This is a genomic window from Dawidia soli, assembly GCF_018598185.1.
GTDB lineage: Bacteria > Bacteroidota > Bacteroidia > Cytophagales > Cyclobacteriaceae > Ohtaekwangia > Ohtaekwangia soli.
The window spans coordinates 18,164-37,700 of the sequence record NZ_JAHESC010000034.1; the positions used below are offsets into that span (position 1 = coordinate 18,164).

The window sequence follows — 19,537 nt, forward strand, 5'->3', positions numbered from 1 at the left end:
CGCTACCGCTGACGACAGACAGAGACGGCAACGTTAACCAGGCGTATAATTTTGACGGAACAGACGATTATATTACCCTACCGGGTTCAGCCGATAGCCTCTCGTTCATTCAGAACACGGGCGTTTTTACGATCACGGCGTTTATCAAGCTGAGCGACCTGAGTGTCCGTAGCGTTATTGTCGGCAGCACCAATACGGCTTCCCGAAAAGGGTTCACGTTTGCATACGATACCTTCGGAGGCGAAAACGGTACGCATGCGCTTCGCTTCAGCTCGTCGACCGGCGCCGCAGGCATCCTGAATATCGGTACGGGAATCGACTATGCCATCAACGATCACGACTGGCACCATGTAGCCGTAGTGGGCGACGGGCATTCGTTTCGGTTTTACCTGGACGGCGTGCCTGACGGGCACAAAACGGCCTTCACCGCCTACAGCACGGGGGCGTCGTCATACGATGTCCTGATCGGTGCTACGCGGAACACGCCGACGGCAATCATTCTGCCGATGCATGGCGCTATTGACGAAGTTCATATCTTTGACAAGACCTTGAGCGATTCGGAGATCCGCCTGCTGGCGGCAGGGGCATCGACCGAAGACATCGACGAGGTGCTGAAACCGGTGGACCGGTCGTACCGGTATGCCTACCAGGGGCAGTTTGCGGAGTTGGATAAGGAGACGGGGTGGAGTCATTTTGAGTTGCGGGAGTATGACGCGGTAATAGGTAGATGGCACGCCAGAGATCCGTTTGGACAATATTGGAGCCCTTATGTCGGCATGGGTAACAACCCAGTGAGTCGTACGGATCCAAATGGTGGGTATTCAAGAGCAGGTGCCTGGTGGCGAAGTGGATTTGGGTTGCGAGGTGAGATTTACCAAAGTGGCATGGACAACGGTCGGGAGATTTGGGGCTTTAATACTAGTTCGGGTGCACATTTTGGAGATGATGCCCGCAGCGGGATAAGAGAATTATTAACATTACCAGAAAATTCAGTGCCAGCTATCGGCTCGTCTGGAGTCGCGTTCAGAGCTAGATCAAGTAGTCTGAGCAATCTTGCCCGTTTCCCTGCGGCTGATCAAGATCCAATTAATAATGGTACTTTTGCGTTTGATGCTGGTTCGGGTGCTTTTGATAATTTTGATAATTTTACATATAACCATGAGACCTACCTGACCACTAAAGGAATTGTCAAACCAATTTTTCTATTGTCGGGCGCAGCTAGGTCGCAACGTGCCAGGATTTTTGCTACAAGATCAGCTGTTGTGAAAGGTGTGGGGAACACTCTCGGAGTAATTGGTACAGGGATAGCCTATTATAACATAGGTACAGGCAACGGTACTTATTTAGATGCAGCAGATGCTGCCATGGGAACGGCAGGGGCGATCACTGCAGGTTTGGAATATTTAGGACTTGCTACGGCACCTGCTGCATTGGGGCAAGTTGGAGCTTTGTATGGTTGGGGAAGATTATGGTATGACATTGGAACGTATTGGGGACCAAGCAAGTGGTATGGTACAGACAATCATAAGTGGTTTAGATAGTGGTATTTATAGCAATAGTGTATTAGGGAGAGATCATAAATTATGAGACTATATTACTTGATCTGGACTGATTTTTTAGTAAGTCGCGCCAAAAATAGACCAGATATGCAGAACTGGAAATTCCAGGGTTTTATAATTATGACCTGGTTGAATTCACTGAACTTATGGACCTTGTTTTCTTTTCCTAAGTTATTTGGCATCAATACTTTCTTGCTGCGGTTCTCCTATATGTCGGGGACCCGGTTGAATAGTGCTGCTGCTTTTTTTATTCAGTTTACATTGATTTGTTGCGTGATTAATTATTTTTTTATTTTTTATGGAGATCGTTATAAAAAAATTATTAAGGAGTATCCATATAGCGGAGGGAGGTTAGCGCGTAATTACATTTTGATTACTGCGGGCTCTAGCTTTTTTACTGTGATGATGCTCTTTATCTTTCATAGTAACGGCGGGTAATCGATAAATAAATGTTATTTGTGCCACTGCCTTTGGCGGTGGTTGGAAAAAGCCGACAGGGCTAAAGAAGGCAGGGAGATCATCAGTAGCTGGTATAAAAACAATAATATTGAGAACGAAGCGGCTTCCTTGTAAGTGACTTGGTTTAGTTATTATGAAATTTTTTTGGATTAGATTTTAAGTATAATGCCAAAGATGCTGTCCCCTTGTGTTCTTCATTGATATACCTCATCAACTCACGCTTTTCGGCAGGCCTTAGAGCTTTTTTTCGATCACATCCTTTAGTATATGGATCTGCCAGGTTTGCTCTGTGACGATCTTTTTGTACTGCGACAACTCCGCTTCCAAATCCTTCTTAAGGTGCTGGACATCCAGACCGGAATACTTGCTTTTCCATATGGACTGAAGTTAGATTAGGAATGGAATAAAATTTCGATTCAGTAACTTCGCATTTTTCAAAGCATCCGAAAGTCTATCATGAATTTGTTGAGCGAGGAATGAAGGCGGCGGACGCGATTGCCGGGGAGACAAATTTAAATTTCTTGAAGTATATGATCAACTTGTTATACACCCCCTGCTTACAAATCCCGGTATGTTGAATAAATATGGTAGACAATAATGTATATGAATTATTTTGAATTAGATTTTAAGTATAAAGGGAAGGATCCAGTTGCTTCTGCATTTGCTCCTGACGCTTATTCCGTCGCGCATGAGAACATTGCATTGTTAGCCGGGAAATTTGAACTTCCTTTTGATTTTTCGCTCTTAAAGCTTGAATCAAATAAGTCGGGATTGGTGAAAAGTGATGATCTTACCGGGTTGGATCTTTGGCGTGACTATTTGTTAAATAGCTTGCGTTGGCCGCTAATGTCGCCTAAAATGCGGAATGTTATCGAGCAGAATCTTACAAGTGCTGAAAAGATCGATTGGATAGCAGCAAATGTATATGGGGGCGATGAAAAAAGAACTTATTATATTTTACGTTTCACAGAAGAGAACGATGTTCTGGATAGTATAAAAACAAAATTTGTTGAAGGTAGCAATATTATGATTCTTCCTTACTATTCGATTGCCAAAGTGGAGGGATTGGCACTGTTTGGTGTGCCGGGGATGTTTTGGGAAATTACCGCTTCAATTTATGTTAGCGAAAATATGAAGAACGCTCTGCAATCAGCTAAGCTCACCGGTGTAAAGTTTGAGAAGATCGCGAATATTAGCTAATGCTAGGTTTATTAAAACTGGACGACCTGCATCTGATATGACTGGGTTTAAAATACTAAGCATAGTAAAAATTGCCCTGGAAGAAATTCTTCAGGAATTATATTTCAATATTGAGAATTTAAATGAGAAAAAGTCATTCAAATTAAGTGTTGATTTTGATGGCGAGACTGTTTTATTTGAGGGTAACGATAAAGCCGTATCAGTAAAAGATCCTGATTATGAGCTATATTCTTCCGTTGAGGTGGATCCACGCATAGACGACTTGGGATGACTATTAGATAATGAAATTAAGAGTATTAAATTGGGGCAGCGAAGACAAACGATACGATACGTTATGTAATATATTATATCAGGATTGTCACGGATGCGAATGACTTTTTGTTCTTTAATAACGGCGATGCAGCAACGTATTCCTTTGATGACATCGATGCCATATTGGCAAATGATATTTATGGGTTGAATGGTTTGATCGGTATCCGTCAATCAAGTAGAGGAAACGATAGGGAATTGATGGGCTGCGGAGAGTAAAATGCTCGATATTGCTAGTATTCTGCTAGGAATATGAGTTTTTAGCATCACCGAAAATTGACCCATGTTAGTCACGAGAATGATTTAAATGAAGAACATAGAGTGGTTTAAGCGTAATATGTCGCCTAATCTGAAAGGGTATGAGTTGATTTATAAATCCTTTGAGGAAGAAGGAGATTTTGGGTTCCTGTCAAGAGTTGAATTCAATTCCGAAGTCTTCGCGGGTACTGTTGACTTTTGGAGCTCGGGGTGGTTGGACGTTTTTGTTTGGAGCAATGAAGTTAGGGATGTAATTCTTAATGTAATGTTGGAGCCGCAGGAGGAAATGGAGAAAGATGATCTGTTCAAAAGATTGGAGAAGATGTTGATTGCTAAAGTGTAGACTCGGCATTACCAATGTATACGAACGATATCGTTAATCTGAACTTTGTCTGAAGTTTTCGATGACAAAAAGGTCAATAGTTGAATGCGCTTTTGAAGCATTGTCGATAATCTGTTTTACGTCACTCCTGTCAGACGGCCTAAGCCGGTGCCGATTTTGGGTAGAGCGATTTTTTGCACATCCAGCTGTTGTGCGACCTGAAGCATTCTGCTGATCGATTGTTCGAGGGGCGACGCGGGCACTATAAACGTCGGGGCGGGCAGCGACTACGCCATCAATGACCTGAATTGGCACCACGTAGCCGTAGTGGGAGATGGAAAATCGGTCCGTTTCTATGTGGACGGCGTGGCGAGCGGCTATAACACCACTATCACGAGTTTCAGCATGGGACCCTCGGCGAACGACGTCCTGATCGGTGCGACCCGGAATGCCGCGCCCGGTGTGGTGTTGCCGATGCATGGCGCTATCGATGAACTTCATATCTTTGACAAGGCTTTGAGCGATTCGGAGATCCGCCTGCTGGCGGCAGGGGCATCGACCGAAGACTATCGACCAGGTGCTGAGACCGGTGGACCGGTCGTACCGGTATGCCTACCAGGGGCAGCTTGCGGAGTTGAATAAGGAGACGGGGTGGAGTCATTTCGAGTCGCGGGAGTATGATCCTGTCATCGGCCGGTGGTTGGTGCCAGACCCCGCGGGGCAGCATTGGAGTCCTTATTTGGCCATGAGGAATAACCCGGTTGTTTCTGTGGATCCGAATGGTGAATTGGCGGGGACTATCATCGGGGCATTGGTTGGTGCAGGTGTTTCTGCCTGGAAGGGTGAAAATGTCTGGAAAGGAGCTGTATCAGGAGCTATTGCGGGGGCCACGTTGATTTGATCGTCGGTTCGGCAATAGCGACGGGAGGGGCGTCGATTCCATTGCTAATTGGGGCAGGAGCCGCTTCTGGTGCCGCAGCGAGCTTGAGTGAACAGACCTGGGAATGGGGATTAGAGGGTTGTATTGAAGATGAAGGTGAATTGGATATTTCAAAGCCTATTGAATTTTACGGTCCGATAAAAATTTGTGTTTTTTGTGGTCTGAATAAGCTTCTTATATGTATCCTATTGCTAAAAACTGCATTTTAGGAGTCTCTAACCATAGAGAATTATGTTCTATCTTGTTGGTAAACCTAAGTGAGGAAGTTGTTTATGAAATATTGGGGTTCTGATAAATTATTAAAGCAGATCAAAACGCCATAGTATTGACTGTTGTTTTGCCAAAGTATCATTTGTCACGTCTTGGGGATCAAAACGATGTTCTGGATAGTGTAAAAACAAAATTTGTCGAAGGTAGCAATATTATGATTCTTCCTTACTATTCGATTGCCAAAGTGGAGGGATTGGCACTGTTTGGTGTGCCGGGGATGTTTTGGGAAATGAAGAACGCTCTGCAATCAGCTAAGCTCACCGGTGTAAAGTTTGAGAAGATCGCGAATATTAGCCGGGACTTTAAGTAAGTTAAAAATGAGTAGTGTTGAGTTAGAATATATTGAATTGTTGCATAATCCAATTAAGACAAGAGATGAAATGCAGCAATTGGAAAGATTTCGTGATGAATTCGTGAATGAGCTTCGAGAAGAGGTGAGCGAATTGCTTGGTGATCTTCGAAGCGTGGGTGTTCTATGCAAGGGTATTTGGGATTTGGTAAACACGAAAGAGCCTTACCCTCAAGCTATTCCTGTTTTGATTAGGTATCTTTCTAATAATTTTCACTATCGCAATAAAGAAGGTATAGTTCGAGCATTGGCTGTAAAGGAAGCGATTGGTGTCGCTGCACCGCGCTTGATCGAAGAATATTATCGGACTCCTCTTGATAAGGATAGTTACAGGTCGGCGATCGGAAACGCGGTTTATGTTACATTTACAAGCACAGACGTGGAAGCAATTTTGCAGATAGTAGAAGACAGAAAGAATGGACCGTCGCGGTTTATGTTTGTGGCAGCGCTTGGACGAGTAAAAGGAGATTCAGATCGCATTGAATCTATTTTAATGAAATTATTGAATGAAGAAGATCAGCTTCTGGAAGCGGCGGTAAGGGCGTTGGGAGGAATTAGGTCAAAAAAGGCAAAGGGCTTGCTTTTGGACTTACTGCCTAAAACTAAATCCAGTCGAAAGAAAGTGATTTTAGAGGCGTTAAAAAGAATCGGATAAAGCAATTTGTCATGACAAAATATTTTGGAATAGTTATTATTCTTCTGATCGCATATCATGTTCAGGCACAGCCCCCCGGGGCACTGCAAGCTGTTCAGCAAATGCAAAGAAACATGGTCGAGCAGTCCAACATGGAGACGATGCATCGGATGCAACAGTTCAATACCATGGGTACGACGCGACGGTCCGCTAACAAGCGCATGCCGGGTGCAGGGCGGTATCAGTATGAAATCGAACTCAGGAACGGTGACGTCATTGTGCGCGAAGGGCGGATCGAGAAGTACGAGATTGGCGATGTTTTTATCGTAGGCAACAACCGTAATTTCAAGATTATCAAACCCGACAGCACTGTGCGTATGAGCCGCGTTTATGGAGATGAGAAGCTGGTAGGCTTGCCCTACGGAAATAACTGGGTATTTCGCGTGGTGACCGGCGCCATCCAGGGTTATTCGCCGTATCCCGACCGTTCACCGCGTCACGTGGCATACATGCAGATCGAGCGTGGAGGCGTTGTCGAGCGTGTCGATATAGACTATCTACGTGGGCGTATGGCCGGACATGAAGAGGCACTCGCGTTACTGGAGATGGAGAAGGTGGGCGAAGCCATGCAGCGGTATAACCGCGATATGGACGACGAAGTAGAAGGCGAGTAGTAGTTGTCGCTTTGAAGGAATGAAGGACGTAAAGTGGTTTAAGGATAATATGGGAAGAATGAAAAAGATTGTCGTATCTGTGGAAGGCTGGCAAATATTTTTTGTTTGGTGGGTTGTAATAATTTCATACAGCAGCATCCCGAATGATCAAGGTATTTGGAAGAGCGCTTTATCGATTCTATTAGCAGTTGGTGTATTCGGATGGTTTATGCTGTCGGGAACAGCTTTGAACGACAATTTGCCAGAGGATGAGCAGAAATCAGATGTGCCTTTTATTATCTGTTGTTTTTATGGTGTTTTGGCGGTAGCGGCCTCGTCTGTCCTAAAGGATGTATATATAGATCCAATACTGGGCCTAAGCTTCGCATTTTTGTTTGTAGCCTCATTCTTCTATATAATATACTTCATATCTACCGCTTTCGCGATCAATCAAGACTACTCGGAAAATAAAAAGCTGAGAGTAGAGATAATTTTTCTTCTTTTTATTGCCTTTGTATTTGGCATCCTGGTAATACAGTCGCATATAAGGCGTTTTTTTAACCAATCGGGAAATCAATAGTCAGATTTTCTTTAAGCCTGTCAACCTTAGCCGTCTCTCGCAGTTCTTCATCCATATCATCGTCGTAACTAAATTATGAAGTCTCCATTGGCTGGAAGGGTTGTAGAAGAGAAGAGAGAATCTTAAAGGTTGGCGATCATATCTGACAATAAAACGTACAAAGTGAAAGAACCAGTGATTCCATATTCAGCGCGACATGTCCTCGAGTCCTTCCTTGACCGAAACTATTGGCCGATAACCCAATAGCTTTTTTGCCTTAACATCCGAAACAATAAACGGTAGCCCAAGCGTATTGACCATGCCGGGAAAGAGCGGCGGTGTGCTTTTCAGCCCGAACGTAGTCCAGATGAATGCAAAGATACGGGCCATGGTGCGGGCCATGCCCAGGGATACCGTTCTGTTGGGCGCCTCCATGTTTTGAGTTTTCAAGATGTCCGTGATGAACTGGCGGAACGGAAGCTTTTCACCGTCGGTGATGAAGAAGGCTTCGCCGCCAACGTCAGCCCTGGCGGCCAGCGTCAGGGCATGGCAGACGTTTGCTACGTGGCAGGTAACGATCGGGTGGGTGCCGCCGTCGATAAACGCGAGGTTTCCTTTTTCAGCCGCGGCTTTGATCTGCGGCAGGGCAGAGGTGTCGCCTTTGCCCCAGATCAGCGGCGGGCGAACGGAGATGGTGCGGAGCGTGGAGCTGTTTGCTTTTAATACCCGCTGCTCGGCTTCGAGCTTGGTTTGTGAATAGCCGTCGATGAGGTTGTCGGAATGGGTGTTCTCATCGCCGTGCAGAATAGGCTTGCCGTTCATAATGACGGAGGCGGCCCCGAGGTAGACGAAGTTGGATACGTTGTTTTTCCGGGCGGCGTCCAGTAAGACCGTCGTGCCGCCTACGTGGTCGGGCCACAGGTGCTTGCGCGACTTCCAGAAGTCGACGGCGGCGGCCAGGTGGAAAACGGTGTCGATACCGGCTAATGCGCCATTGAGTACAGCGACGCTGTGGATGTCGCCGCGGACGGGGGTGGCACCTGCTTGTATGATCTTTTGGTCCGATTCGGGTGAGCGGCTCAGGGCGAATACTTCGACGTTTTCCGACGTTAGTTTTTGGATAAGATTCCGCCCCACGAAGCCTGATCCGCCGGTTACAAATACTCTTTTCATGTCCTTTGTTTTCTGCAAAGGAGCGGGGTTGGCGGAGACTAATTTTTGCTATTTCGCAAAAAGTCGGAGTGCAGGAGCTCTTTTTTGATGTGGCTCAGGGTGTACTGCGAGATTCCCAGGAAGGAGGCAACGTGGGCGGCTTTGACGTGGTTGGCAACATTTGGAAAGTATGTAAGAAACGACAGGTACCGGTCCCGGGCTTCGCGCTGGAACAGGTCGGACCGGATCTTTACTTTGTCGAACAGGGCCTTCTCGGTGATCCGGGCGAGGAGCCCGCTCCATTCCGGTATTTCGCGGGCGAGCCGCTCCAGCGTGGGTTTGTGAAAGGCGATCACTTCCGTGTCGCGCTCCGCCACGGCGGTGACCAATGACGGGATGTCGCTGTTGAAGCTGTCGAGGTCGGCCAGGAAATTTCCGGCGTCGGAGAAGTGCACGGTGATGTCATCACCGTCTTCGTTGTACGAATATAGCCGGATCAGGCCCTCCAGGAGGAAGTATTTTTCTTCTGGCTTTTCACCGGCGTTCCAAAGCGTTTGTCCGCGCGCGTATGTTTCAAACTGCAGCGAATCGCGGAGTATAGAAATGGATGCCTCGTTCAAGGGGCAGAATTTGCCGAGATAGGAAAGTAGTTTCTGTTCTTTCATGGAAGCAGCCTGTAATTTAGTAAACGCCGGCGACTTCCTACTTTGACGTCCGAGGGACGATCACCGATACGCTTCACGAAGAAGCGTTTGGACTTTTCTGCGCCATGTAATAATACCGGCATTTTTCCAGGCGCGGTGATTGCCGGCGGTATATCTTTGTTACGCGCAGTTTTGCTAACCTGCTTTGCGCCTGCCTGATATGAAAAAGTCCTTTTTTGGTCTGTTCTGCCTGTTTTTTGTTCCCATAGCCGGCTTGTTGGCCCAGTCTGCGAAAGTTGCGGTGCGGCCGCCCAGCCGTTGGGTGGAGCCACGACCTTTTGATGCTGCGGGCATGCCGGCGTACGGACAGGGAATCGGGTATTATTTTCTGTTGGTGGACCAGCAGGACCATGCGCAGCAGGAGGAAGGCTACCGGCATTATGCGTATAAGATCCTGACGAGCGAGGGCCTGCAGGCGATGTCGGACATCAGCGTGTCGTTCGATCCGGCGTATCAGCAACTAGCGGTGCACACGCTGCGCATTCACCGCAACGGGCAGGTGATCGACCAGATGCAGAAGACGATCCGCACCATTCAGCGTGAGCAAAGCATGGACCGGTTTATCTACGACGGCAGCCTCACCGCGGTCATCAACCTGAACGACGTGCGGGTGGGTGACATCATCGAATATGCCTACAGCCGGAAGGGCGAAAACCCCGTCAACCGGGGACATAACACCTGGTATATCTCCTTGAATTACAGCTCGGGCACCGAGTCTATTTTTCAGCGCGTTGTCGTTCCGACGACATTGCCCGTATACCTGAAATATACCAACACGGAACAGAAGCCGGTTATTGCCGACCAGGCCGGTCAGCGTACATATACCTGGTCCGTTACCAAGGTGCCGGGGCTGGTAACGGACGAGCAAGTGCCGTCGTGGTACTCGGCGTTTTCGTCGGTGACGATGACCACCTTTGCCGACTGGGGCCAGGTGGCGGACTGGGCACGGCCGCTGTATACGGTACAGGAGGCCGACCGGAAGAAGCTGATCGCCATGGCCGCCGGGCAATTCAGCGCGACAACCCCCGAAGCATACGCAGAGGAAGTGATCCGGTTTGTGCAGGACGAAGTGCGCTACCTGGGCTTTGAAACCGGATTGAACTCGCATAAGCCCCACGCTCCGCTGGATGTATACAATCAACGTTTCGGCGATTGCAAGGACAAGGCGCTTCTGCTAACGACACTGCTGAACGCCCGCGGCATCGAGGCGTACCCGATGTTGGTCCATACGTCGGATCGTGCGCATGTGTCGGAGTCGGCGCCATCCCTTTATGCATTCGACCACTGTGTGGCGCAAGTCAAGCTGAACGATTCTACGTTTTACATCGATGCGACGATCAGCGGCCAGGGTGGTATGTCCGGGCGGCATTACTTTCCCCGGTATGGCAAGGGCCTTGTGATCGATGGCCGGAGCCGTGACTTCGTGTCGCTGGATACGCCGCAGCCCTATGCGATCACGGAAACGCAGACCGTCGACATCGACAGCATCGGCGGCGCGGCGAATCTTACCGTCCGGACGGTCTGTATCGGCGGTGAGGCCGACGACGTCCGGTCGCAGTTTTACGGCAACAGCCGGGAGGAGATCCAGAAGCGGTATTTGAAATTCTACGGCGACACATATCCGGATATCGAGGTGCGTCAGCCCCTGCGGTTTACCGATCAGCGCGATAGCAACATCGTGGTGATCGATGAGTATTATACGATCCCGACGTTCTGGAAACCGGACGAGAAGGATCCGAAGACGCTGATGTGCGACGTGTCGGCGCAGTCCATCGATAGCCGGATCAGCGTGTCGAAGTTCGCCAAACGTACCGCCCCGTTCCGGTTGACGTATCCGTTGAACTATACGCACACGATCGTGATCAACGTGCCGGAGGACTGGACTATCGAAGACAAAGACCAGCGCATCGACCGCGACCAATATGCCTACGAGTACTCCCGCCGGTATGTGGACCGGAAGGTCATGATCACAACACACTATGAGACCAAGGACGCGTCCGTTCCCGTCGATCTCTATCAGCAGTATATCGATGATCATAATGCCATGCGCGACAACCTGTGGTATAGCCTGACATACGATACGGATTTTGCAGGTCAGTCCATGTCGTCGCCTACCGCCGCGGGAATGGCGTGGCTGGCCATGGCAGTGGCGATCTCGGTGTTGCTGTCGGTATGGATCTATCGCCGGTATGATCCCGTGCCCGATCATTCGCCCGAGTGGGCGCGCCCGATCGACGGCAACCTGGTCTACGCACGGTATGGGCTGGTCCTCACGCTTTTTATGCTGATCGTAGAGGTGATCTCCAATCCATACCTGTTCTCAGGCAACCTTTGGCTCCCCGAGCTGATGGCGGGGCAGTATGGGAGCGCTGTGCTGTATGCGGTGTACCAGGTATATGGCGCGGTACTGGTGCCGGTTGGTGTGATGTCGATTGCGCTGTTCCAGCAAGGCCGGTCGTCGACGCCCCGCGTAACGTCGGTGTTCTTTGGCGCACTGGTGGGCATGCCGTTGCTCACGGCGATCGCAATGTTTACGGAGGATGCCAATGGCGGCGGATGGTCGCCCGGATCGCTCATATTTGTGCTGCTGCTGGCGGGTATCTGGATCGGGTATTTCAGGTCCTCCAGCCAGGTGAAGCGCACGTTTGTCGTCCCCGCGCGCGGAGAATGATCATGGGATCGCGGCAGGAATACAAGCGGGATGATTTTGTGCACGGTTTATCAATCACGGTGCAGGGCATAGTAGCAAGGCAGGGAAGGCTCATGAAGACGATGGTGTAATGGCTGATGGAAATAAACTACAGCGAGAGTACATCAATTACCAATATAAGCACCTCTTTAAAGTGGAGTACAATCAGAAATATATTCGTAGGATGAACGAGCGATACTCATCACCATCAGTGAAAGATAGATACAAAAACGACTGAAATGCCGGTATTAATAAGACTAAAATATTGTTTGTTTTGCGTGGTTTTGTTATTGTCTGCTTGCGAAAAAGATGGAAACAAAACCATTAATCTATGTTCGATTGATCCATATGAAAGTTCCTTTTGGGGTAAGGGCGTGAAATATATGGTAGCCGATATGGGGAGAGGTATAATTGATACGATTTTTTTTGATTCTTATGGAAACTGTATTCGGGTTTCGTCATTTGGACGCATCCAATTGCTGAAAGAATGGGATGAGCATCACAGGGTGATACGACAAGCGGATCTTGGTGAATTTCCTGCATATTATATCTGTTCGTATGATACAATGGATAAATTCTATGTAGAGAAGATGCGTTTAATGTCGGCTATAGATTGGGATAATAAATTGGATAGCTTGTATGAGAGGGATGTATATTGGCTTCTCTTTCGATTGGATGATTCTGGTAAAATAACAGAGAAAATCGACACAACTTTAAATCATACGATAACGAAATACTCGTATGAGGATGGTAAATTAATCGAAAAACGAGATACTTTTCTGTTGGGAGATGAGGGCTACGTAAAAAGGTGGTCGTATTCGTATAATGATGGTATTCTTGTGAGAATCGATTTTTACTGGGGGGGAGTTTTAAACACTATTGATTACTTTGATGATCGAGGGTTGATAAAGTACTCTGTTAGAAGAGGAAAGCCGGAGCATCCGTTCGATACCGTAAAATATTGTTTTGCCTATGACTCGCTGGTTTCTGTAAAGTTTATGGATTCAAAGGATTTTGAATAGTATCCGGGCGTTATTTAACTAACGGCCCAACTACCTTCAATACATTATCTGCCAGAATCTTATGCCCGGCGGGATTCGGATGAATCCCGTCGGAAATATTCAGTTTCTCATCACCCGCTACGCCCTGTAGCAAAAAGGGTATTAATGACGCATTATTTTTCTTGGCCAGCTCCGGGAAGATCTTTTGGAAGCTGGTGCCGTAGTCGGCGCCCAGGTTCGGGGGCACCATCATGCCGGCGATGACCAGCTTGACGTCTGGGTTCTTGGCTTTGACCTTGTCGATGATGGCTTGCAGGTTTTTGCGGGTTTGGTCGAGGGGGAGGCCGCGGAGGCCGTCGTTGGCGCCGAGCTCCAGGATGAAGATGTCAACGGGTTGGCGCAGGACCCAGTCGAGGCGGGAGAGGCCGCCGGCGGAGGTTTCGCCGCTGAGGCCGGCGTTGATGACTTTGACCTGTTTGCCCTGGGCGGTGAGCTTTTTCTCCACCAGGGTGGGGAAGGCCTGGTCGGGGGAGTTGAGGCCGTGGCCGGCGGTGAGGCTGTCGCCGTAGAACAGGATCGTTACCGGGGCCGTGGTGGCCTGAAATAACAGGAGGCATGAAATAAACAGGGCAATTCTTCCGACCATATGGTGAATCTTGACGTTTTTAAGGATTCTGAAACAATTTTAAACGTTTAACGCGTAATTGCTACTAATCGATATTCAAAACTATGCCGAACGTAGTGCTCCGGGCCGAAAATCTGACAAAGACTTACCGCACCGCCGAAAATTTCCTCACCGTATTAGACGACGTATCCTTTTCCGTGGAGCAGGGCGATTCCCTGGCCATCATTGGCCCGTCGGGCAGCGGCAAAACCACCCTGTTGGGGCTATGCGCCGGCCTGGACGTGGCCACGTCGGGGACCATCTCGCTGATGGACTTTAAGTTAAGTGCCATGAGCGAAGACGACCGCGCCTACCTGCGCAACCAGTATGTGGGGTTTGTGTTCCAGAACTTCCAGCTGCTGTCGACGCTGACGGCCCTGGAGAACGTCATGGTGCCCCTCGAGCTGCGCGGCGAGCGCAATGTGGCGCCCAAAGCGAAGGCCTTGCTGGACCGGGTGGGTCTGTCCAAGCGCCTGAACCACTACCCGTCGCAGCTCTCGGGTGGGGAGCAGCAGCGGGTGGCGATCGCCCGGGCATTTATGACCGACCCGAAGATCCTCTTTGCCGACGAGCCCACGGGCAACCTGGACGAGGAGAATGCGCAGCATGTGACGTCGCTGCTCTTCGGCATGAACAAAGAACAGAACACCACGCTGGTGCTGGTGACGCATAACCTGGAGCTGGCGGCCATGACGCAACGGGTGATCAAGATGCGGGGAGGGCGCATGGTGGTATGATGGAATATTATATCAAGCTGAAGCGCACGGTGCGGCCGGTGTTCCGCGACCGCTGGGTGTGGTCGATGGCCTGGCGCGATGCACGGCATAACTTCTCGCGCCTCTTTCTGTTCGCGGCTTCGCTCATTACCGGGATCACGGCCGTGGTGGCGCTGGACTCCTTAAATCGCACGTTGCAGGGTGACATCGATCGCAATGCGAAGGAACTGCTGGGCGCCGACTTTGCGGTGAGCGGTGATAAGAAATTCGGGAGCGAGCTGCAGGCGTTGTTCGACTCGACGGGATTACCACAGGCATCGGAAGCCGACATGGCGTCGATGGTGTTGTTTATGCGGTCGAACGAGTCGCGGTTGATCCGTCTGGTGGCGTTGACCGAAGGTTTTCCGTTCTATGGGAAGGTGGAGACGCAACCGGCGAATGCCGCCGCGCAGCTGCAACGCGGGCGGTATGCGATGCTGGATGCGTCGCTCGCCACGCAGTTTGAGGTGAGCTCGGGTGATTCGATCCGGGTGGGGAACAGCGTCTTTACGGTGGCGGGGGTAGTCGATGAGATCCCCGGTGGCGGCGGATTGATGAGCACGTTTACGCCGTCGGTCTATATCCCACTGCGCGAGCTGGATTCCACGGGCCTGGTGCAGTATGGCAGCCGGGTGACCTATAAACGGTATTTTAAAACGGCGAACGATGCCGGTGCCAAACAGTTGGAAGAATCGCTGGGGCCTATCGTAAAGCAACGGGGATATTCGTTTGACACGGTGCAGTCGCGGAAGGAAGGGCTGGGGGAAGGCTTTATGTCCATCTACCGGTTCTTTTCGTTGCTGGGCTTTTTGGCGCTGATCCTGGGTTGCATCGGTGTGGCCAGCTCGGTGCACATCTATGCCGGCGAGAAGCGCGAGGAAGTGGCGGTGCTGCGGTGTATCGGTTCGTCGGGATGGCAGGCGTTCAATATATACTTTATCCAGATCTTTGTGCTGGGGGTGATCAGCAGTGTGATCGGTTCGGTGCTGGGCATCGGCATTACGCAGGCGTTGCCGTTGCTGTTGAAAGATATCATTCCCTTTGAGGTAGGCTTTACCTTTTCGTGGAGTCCGCTGATCCTGGGGTTGTTGCTGGGTACGCTGGTGTCATTCTTATTCTCCTTGTTGCCGCTGGTCGCGGTGCGCTTTGTGCCGCCGCTGACGGTACTGCGGGCGCAGCCGGGTACGGCGCCGCGGCGTTCCAAGACGCAGCTGGTGGCGATGGCGCTGATCGGGTTGTTCCCGCTGGCGTTTGCCGCCTGGCAGACCCGGAGCTGGCTGACGGGTACGTTCTTTTTCCTGGGATTGCTGGGGGCGTTGCTCGCGCTGACCGGAGTAGCCCTGGCGTTGCTCTGGGCGGTGCGGCGGTTCTTCCCGACGAACGCGGGCTTTGTGCTGCGGCATTCGCTGTCGAGCTTGTTCCGGCCGAATAACCAGACGCGGGTGCTGCTGGTCACGATCGGGCTGGGCGCCCTTATCATCTCCACGCTGAACGTGATCCAGGAGAGCATGCTCTCGCAGGTGGAGTTCACCGGGCAGGAGAATCAATCGAATACCATTCTCTTTGATATTCAACGCGAGCAGCGGGACGGTGTGATCCAGCTCATGCAGGATCACCAGCTGAAGGTCAACCAGGTGGTGCCGATCATTACCTGCCGCCTGCGCGAGGTAAAGGGCAAGACGGTGGAGAGCCTGACGGCCGATACGACGCGGCAACGGTCCAACTGGGCGCTGACGCGCGAGTACCGCATAACCTATCGCGATACGCTGACACGGTCGGAGGAGCTGTTGAAAGGAGAGGTGCAGCACAAGAAGGCGGGCCGGGACTCGGTGTGGGTGACGGTGTCGGAAGATGTGGCGGAACGGCTGGCGATCACGATGGGCGACTCGCTGGTGTTTGACATGCAGGGTGTTCCCATGACGGTATACCTGGCCGGCGTGCGCAAGATCGACTGGCCGAAGGATCCACCCAACTTCATCTTTGTGTTTCCGACGGGCGTATTGGAGGATGCACCGCAGATCTACGTTACTTCGACGCGCATCACGGACCGGCAACAGGCCGGTCGCTTTCAGCAGCAGCTGGTGCAGCAGTATCCCAACGTATCGCTGATCGACCTGCAGCTGATCCTGGGCACGATCAACAAGCTCTTCAACGATCTGGGACTGGTGATCCGCTTCCTGGCCTTGTTCAGCATACTGACCGGCTTGATCGTGCTGGCGGGCGCTGTGATCAATAGTAAGTTTATACGGAAGAAGGAGAATGTGCTGTTGCGCACGATCGGGGCGCGCACGCGTCAGATCACGATGATCACGTTGATCGAGTATGCGTGGCTGGGGCTGTTCTCGGCCTTGACGGGCATGGTCCTGTCGCTGGGCGGCGGCTGGTTGTTGACGAAGTTCTTCTTTGAGATCACGTTTGCTTTTGATTGGATGGAGCTGTTATTGATCGGTGGTGGGGTGATCCTGCTGACGATGGTTATCGGATGGTGGAACTCGCGTGATGTGATTAGTGCTCCGCCGTTGCAGATATTGCGGGGAGAGGGGTAGTGAGTCAGTGTGAGTGTGAGAGCGAGCACGCTTACGCTGTTTTAGCCCTTCCGTTGGTCGGAAGACCTGAACCAGGAGCCGAACACAAAAGCCCTGAAGGGCGTAACAATCACGCACGGGCTTTGCCTGGAATTGTTGTTGCGCCCTTACAGGGCTTTGCCTTTCCGTATACCTTTACCCCAGGCCTTCAGCCTGGGCTAGTATGTTGCGCCCCTACAGGGCTGTGTTTGCCTATACGCGAAATCGGGTGCTTTTTAATTAATCCCAAGAGTACGTTAATTTGTTCTTCATTCCGGTCAGCCCTGAAGGGGCGAGATATAATAGCCCGGGCTGAAGCGATAGCGCAGGCCCGGGTAAACAACGTGGAATATATAGTAAGCCTTGAAAGGACGTAACAACTTCGGGGTACGCACATACCCGAATTGTTGCGCCCTTTCAGATTCTGTCTTTTGCTGGCATTCCAATCCTCAACTGCCGCGGCAAGCGGCGTGGAACTATTTGTTTTTGGCGGTGGTGAGGGCTTCGGTGAGGAGTTTGATGTATTCGTCGAAGTTGCGCTCGGTGGCCAGTTTGAGGCCGGCTTCGGCGGCGGTGATGGCGGCGGCTTTGTTGCCTTTGCGTAGGAGGAAGCGGGATTCGAAGAGGTGGTAGGCTGGGTTGGTGGGTACGTCGGCTTTTGCTTTTTTGATCCAGGCCAGGGCTTTGTCGGCGTCTTTGTTGTTGGTGTAGTAGTATTGGATCGCGTTGAAGTATGCCAGGTTGGTGTTGTGCTCGGCGTTCATCAGCGCTTCGATCGTGGCGGTGATCTTGGCGTCGTCGTCGACGGTTATTCGTGCCGTGACGGTGGTGTGATCCCAGATGATCTGCAGGTCGGCGGAGCTTGATGTGGCGTTCGCGAACTGGATGGTGAAGGTTTCCTGCTTGTCGTGAATGGCTGTCGGTTTTACCGTGAACCGCAGCTGGTCGTTCTCTGCGTTGTAGCGATAGGCGCCCCATTCTTTGACGGCTCTGTTTATTATGATGGTCCACTGGTCTTTGCCGGGTATGGTGAACAGGGAATAGGTTCCGGCGGGTAGGTTGTGGCCTTCCAGTTTTACGTCTTCGGAGAAGGTGATCTCGGTGGCGGTATTCGCGCCGGTGCGCCACACGATGCCGTAGGGTACCAGGCCGCCATAGATGACGCGGCCTTTTACGTTGGGGCGAGAGTATGTCACGATGGCGTGGCCGAGGCCGATCTCCTGGTCGATTGTTTGTGTAGCGCTGGGGTTGGGCAGGCCGGGGATCTGGGCGTGGGTGTTTGGGGGGATTGCGGCGAGTAGGAGGAGGGTGATGAAAAGGATGTGTTTTGCTTTCATAGTTTGTTTCGATTGTGTGTCTGTATAGGGCGCGGAGTTATAGGCCGGTCTGGAGACCGGCACAATGGCGGGCACAAGTCTCGCCCGCGGCGGGCTAAGACTCGCGCCAGGTGCAGTGGGTGTAGGGGTGTAGCCCCTACACCCACTATATGTTTAGTGACGTTCTCGTTACAGTGGTAACGGAACCGTTGTATGTGTTTTGTATAAATCCGATGACCTCCCAGTCGCGGGGATTGAAGTCCGGTGGTGCTTCGATCACCTTCGTGCCTTGCTGACCGGCTTTGAGGTTGACGGTGGTGAGCGTTCGCACGATCTGGGCGTGCGTCAGTGTTCGCCCTTCATTCTCGCCGCGGATGATCTTATTGACGGCATGTTTTTGCACCAGGGCGATCAGGAGCTCGCAGGCGTTGGTTTTGCCGGTGGCCTGGTATTTCACCGTCAGGGTGCGGTTGTTTTGTGTTACCTGGAGGTCGAGCGTCGCATCGGTGGCTGCTGTCAGGGCCTGCCGGATGTCTTCCTGTAAGGTGGCGGCATCCCAATGCAGGCGTTCGTTATTGCCGTTGACGACGATCTGAGGTGTATAGAGGGAGCCGCTTTGCAGCCGGCGGGCATACGTTCTCTGGCGTTCTGAAAACGATGGGTCGCTGAATTTGTCTTTCCATCCCAGGCGGTTCCAGTAGTCGACGTGATAGGCTAATACGTAGACGGGTTTGTCTTTTGCCCCGGCTTGAATTTTGGCCAGGATGTCATCGGCGCGGGGGCAGCTGGAGCATCCTTCGGAGGTGAACAGCTCCAGCAGGGCAAAACCTTTGGCACCGATAGGTGTGCTGTGCGTGAATGGGATGGATGTCGTGAAGGCGGCCAGGCTGATGAAGAGTGCGATTCCGACACCGGCTATGATTACGTTCGTGGATCTCATACGTGTTGTTTGTTGCTTTCTGATCCAAAAATACGGGCTTGCCGGGGGCAGGTTCGGTGGAAACGGGCGAGGTGGACAAAACCGTGCGCCAGCCGGACATTTGTAACGGCCGGCAAGCAAGCAGCTGGTCGACCTGCCTACCGGCAGGCAGGCCGATTGCCACCGGTTGTCTACGAGGCGGCCGTTGATGTGGATGATATTTGTTACCTTGGTAGGAGGCCGGGGTATCGGTCCATCGTG

General features: G+C 51.1%; 19 protein-coding genes. 14 read left to right on the top strand and 5 right to left on the bottom strand.

The window, feature by feature from the left end; genetic code table 11:
• The first annotated feature begins 107 nt into the window (after positions 1-107).
• From KK078_RS20695 to KK078_RS20740, 10 genes are all read left to right on the top strand, one after another.
• On the top strand, positions 108-1,541 hold the full coding sequence (locus KK078_RS20695; RefSeq protein WP_254092269.1) for a LamG-like jellyroll fold domain-containing protein: 1,434 nt from the start codon (positions 108-110) through the stop codon (positions 1,539-1,541).
• A gap of 1,080 nt (positions 1,542-2,621) precedes the next feature.
• Positions 2,622-3,218, top strand: a complete 597-nt coding sequence (locus KK078_RS20700) for an imm11 family protein (RefSeq protein ID WP_254092221.1) — start codon at positions 2,622-2,624, stop codon at positions 3,216-3,218.
• Positions 3,193-3,489 (top strand): hypothetical protein, encoded by a 297-nt coding sequence (locus tag KK078_RS20705; RefSeq protein WP_254092222.1) that lies wholly within the window; start codon positions 3,193-3,195, stop codon positions 3,487-3,489. Before KK078_RS20700 ends, KK078_RS20705 begins: the two co-directional genes overlap by 26 nt.
• A gap of 345 nt (positions 3,490-3,834) precedes the next feature.
• Positions 3,835-4,128: a hypothetical protein gene (locus KK078_RS20710; protein WP_254092223.1), complete on the top strand. Its 294-nt coding sequence runs from the start codon at positions 3,835-3,837 to the stop codon at positions 4,126-4,128.
• 273 nt (positions 4,129-4,401) lie between these two features.
• On the top strand, positions 4,402-4,749 hold the full coding sequence (locus KK078_RS30860) for a LamG domain-containing protein (protein WP_394370581.1): 348 nt from the start codon (positions 4,402-4,404) through the stop codon (positions 4,747-4,749).
• Positions 4,685-5,008, top strand: coding sequence for an RHS repeat-associated core domain-containing protein (locus KK078_RS20720; RefSeq protein ID WP_254092225.1), 324 nt, complete (start codon positions 4,685-4,687; stop codon positions 5,006-5,008). The genes KK078_RS30860 and KK078_RS20720 overlap by 65 nt, the downstream gene beginning before the upstream one ends.
• A 364-nt stretch (positions 5,009-5,372) precedes the next feature.
• A complete protein-coding gene (locus KK078_RS20725) occupies positions 5,373-5,627 on the top strand; it encodes a hypothetical protein (RefSeq protein WP_254092226.1) in 255 nt (84 codons plus the stop codon).
• 7 nt (positions 5,628-5,634) lie between these two features.
• On the top strand, positions 5,635-6,321 hold the full coding sequence (locus KK078_RS20730) for a HEAT repeat domain-containing protein (RefSeq protein ID WP_254092227.1): 687 nt from the start codon (positions 5,635-5,637) through the stop codon (positions 6,319-6,321).
• Between the two features lie 101 nt (positions 6,322-6,422).
• Positions 6,423-6,974 carry a hypothetical protein gene (locus KK078_RS20735; RefSeq protein WP_254092228.1) on the top strand — a complete coding sequence of 184 codons (552 nt, stop codon included), beginning with the start codon at positions 6,423-6,425 and terminating at the stop codon, positions 6,972-6,974.
• A gap of 58 nt (positions 6,975-7,032) precedes the next feature.
• Positions 7,033-7,533 (top strand): hypothetical protein, encoded by a 501-nt coding sequence (locus KK078_RS20740; protein WP_254092229.1) that lies wholly within the window; start codon positions 7,033-7,035, stop codon positions 7,531-7,533.
• Positions 7,534-7,719: 186 nt separating this feature from the next.
• Here KK078_RS20740 and KK078_RS20745 read toward each other — a convergent pair whose 3' ends face one another.
• Both KK078_RS20745 and KK078_RS20750 read right to left on the bottom strand, forming a co-directional pair.
• A complete protein-coding gene (locus tag KK078_RS20745; RefSeq protein WP_254092230.1) occupies positions 7,720-8,685 on the bottom strand; it encodes an NAD-dependent epimerase/dehydratase family protein in 966 nt (321 codons plus the stop codon).
• A 38-nt stretch (positions 8,686-8,723) separates the two neighbouring features.
• Positions 8,724-9,329: a Crp/Fnr family transcriptional regulator gene (locus tag KK078_RS20750; protein ID WP_254092231.1), complete on the bottom strand. Its 606-nt coding sequence runs from the start codon at positions 9,327-9,329 to the stop codon at positions 8,724-8,726.
• A 199-nt stretch (positions 9,330-9,528) separates the two neighbouring features.
• On the opposite strand from KK078_RS20750, the gene KK078_RS20755 reads away from it, so the two are divergent.
• Together KK078_RS20755 and KK078_RS20760 are read left to right on the top strand one after the other, a co-directional pair.
• Positions 9,529-12,039: a DUF3857 domain-containing protein gene (locus KK078_RS20755; protein ID WP_254092232.1), complete on the top strand. Its 2,511-nt coding sequence runs from the start codon at positions 9,529-9,531 to the stop codon at positions 12,037-12,039.
• Between the two features lie 257 nt (positions 12,040-12,296).
• A complete protein-coding gene (locus tag KK078_RS20760) occupies positions 12,297-13,079 on the top strand; it encodes a hypothetical protein (protein WP_254092233.1) in 783 nt (260 codons plus the stop codon).
• A 10-nt stretch (positions 13,080-13,089) separates the two neighbouring features.
• On the opposite strand, the gene KK078_RS20765 is transcribed toward KK078_RS20760, so the two are convergent.
• Positions 13,090-13,704 carry an arylesterase gene (locus KK078_RS20765; RefSeq protein ID WP_254092234.1) on the bottom strand — a complete coding sequence of 205 codons (615 nt, stop codon included), beginning with the start codon at positions 13,702-13,704 and terminating at the stop codon, positions 13,090-13,092.
• Between the two features lie 83 nt (positions 13,705-13,787).
• Here KK078_RS20765 and KK078_RS20770 point away from each other — a divergent pair, with 83 nt between their 5' ends.
• Both KK078_RS20770 and KK078_RS20775 read left to right on the top strand, forming a co-directional pair.
• On the top strand, positions 13,788-14,459 hold the full coding sequence (locus KK078_RS20770) for an ABC transporter ATP-binding protein (RefSeq protein ID WP_254092235.1): 672 nt from the start codon (positions 13,788-13,790) through the stop codon (positions 14,457-14,459).
• Positions 14,456-17,023 carry an ABC transporter permease gene (locus KK078_RS20775; RefSeq protein ID WP_254092236.1) on the top strand — a complete coding sequence of 856 codons (2,568 nt, stop codon included), beginning with the start codon at positions 14,456-14,458 and terminating at the stop codon, positions 17,021-17,023. Before KK078_RS20770 ends, KK078_RS20775 begins: the two co-directional genes overlap by 4 nt.
• Positions 17,024-17,517: 494 nt before the next feature.
• Here the strand turns inward: KK078_RS20775 and KK078_RS20780 are convergent, their stop codons facing one another.
• Positions 17,518-18,378, bottom strand: a complete 861-nt coding sequence (locus tag KK078_RS20780; protein ID WP_254092237.1) for a DUF2911 domain-containing protein — start codon at positions 18,376-18,378, stop codon at positions 17,518-17,520.
• A 145-nt stretch (positions 18,379-18,523) separates the two neighbouring features.
• Entirely contained in the window at positions 18,524-19,297 is a 774-nt protein-coding gene (locus tag KK078_RS20785) for a DUF1223 domain-containing protein (RefSeq protein ID WP_254092238.1), read from the bottom strand.
• Between the last annotated feature and the right edge of the window lie 240 nt (positions 19,298-19,537).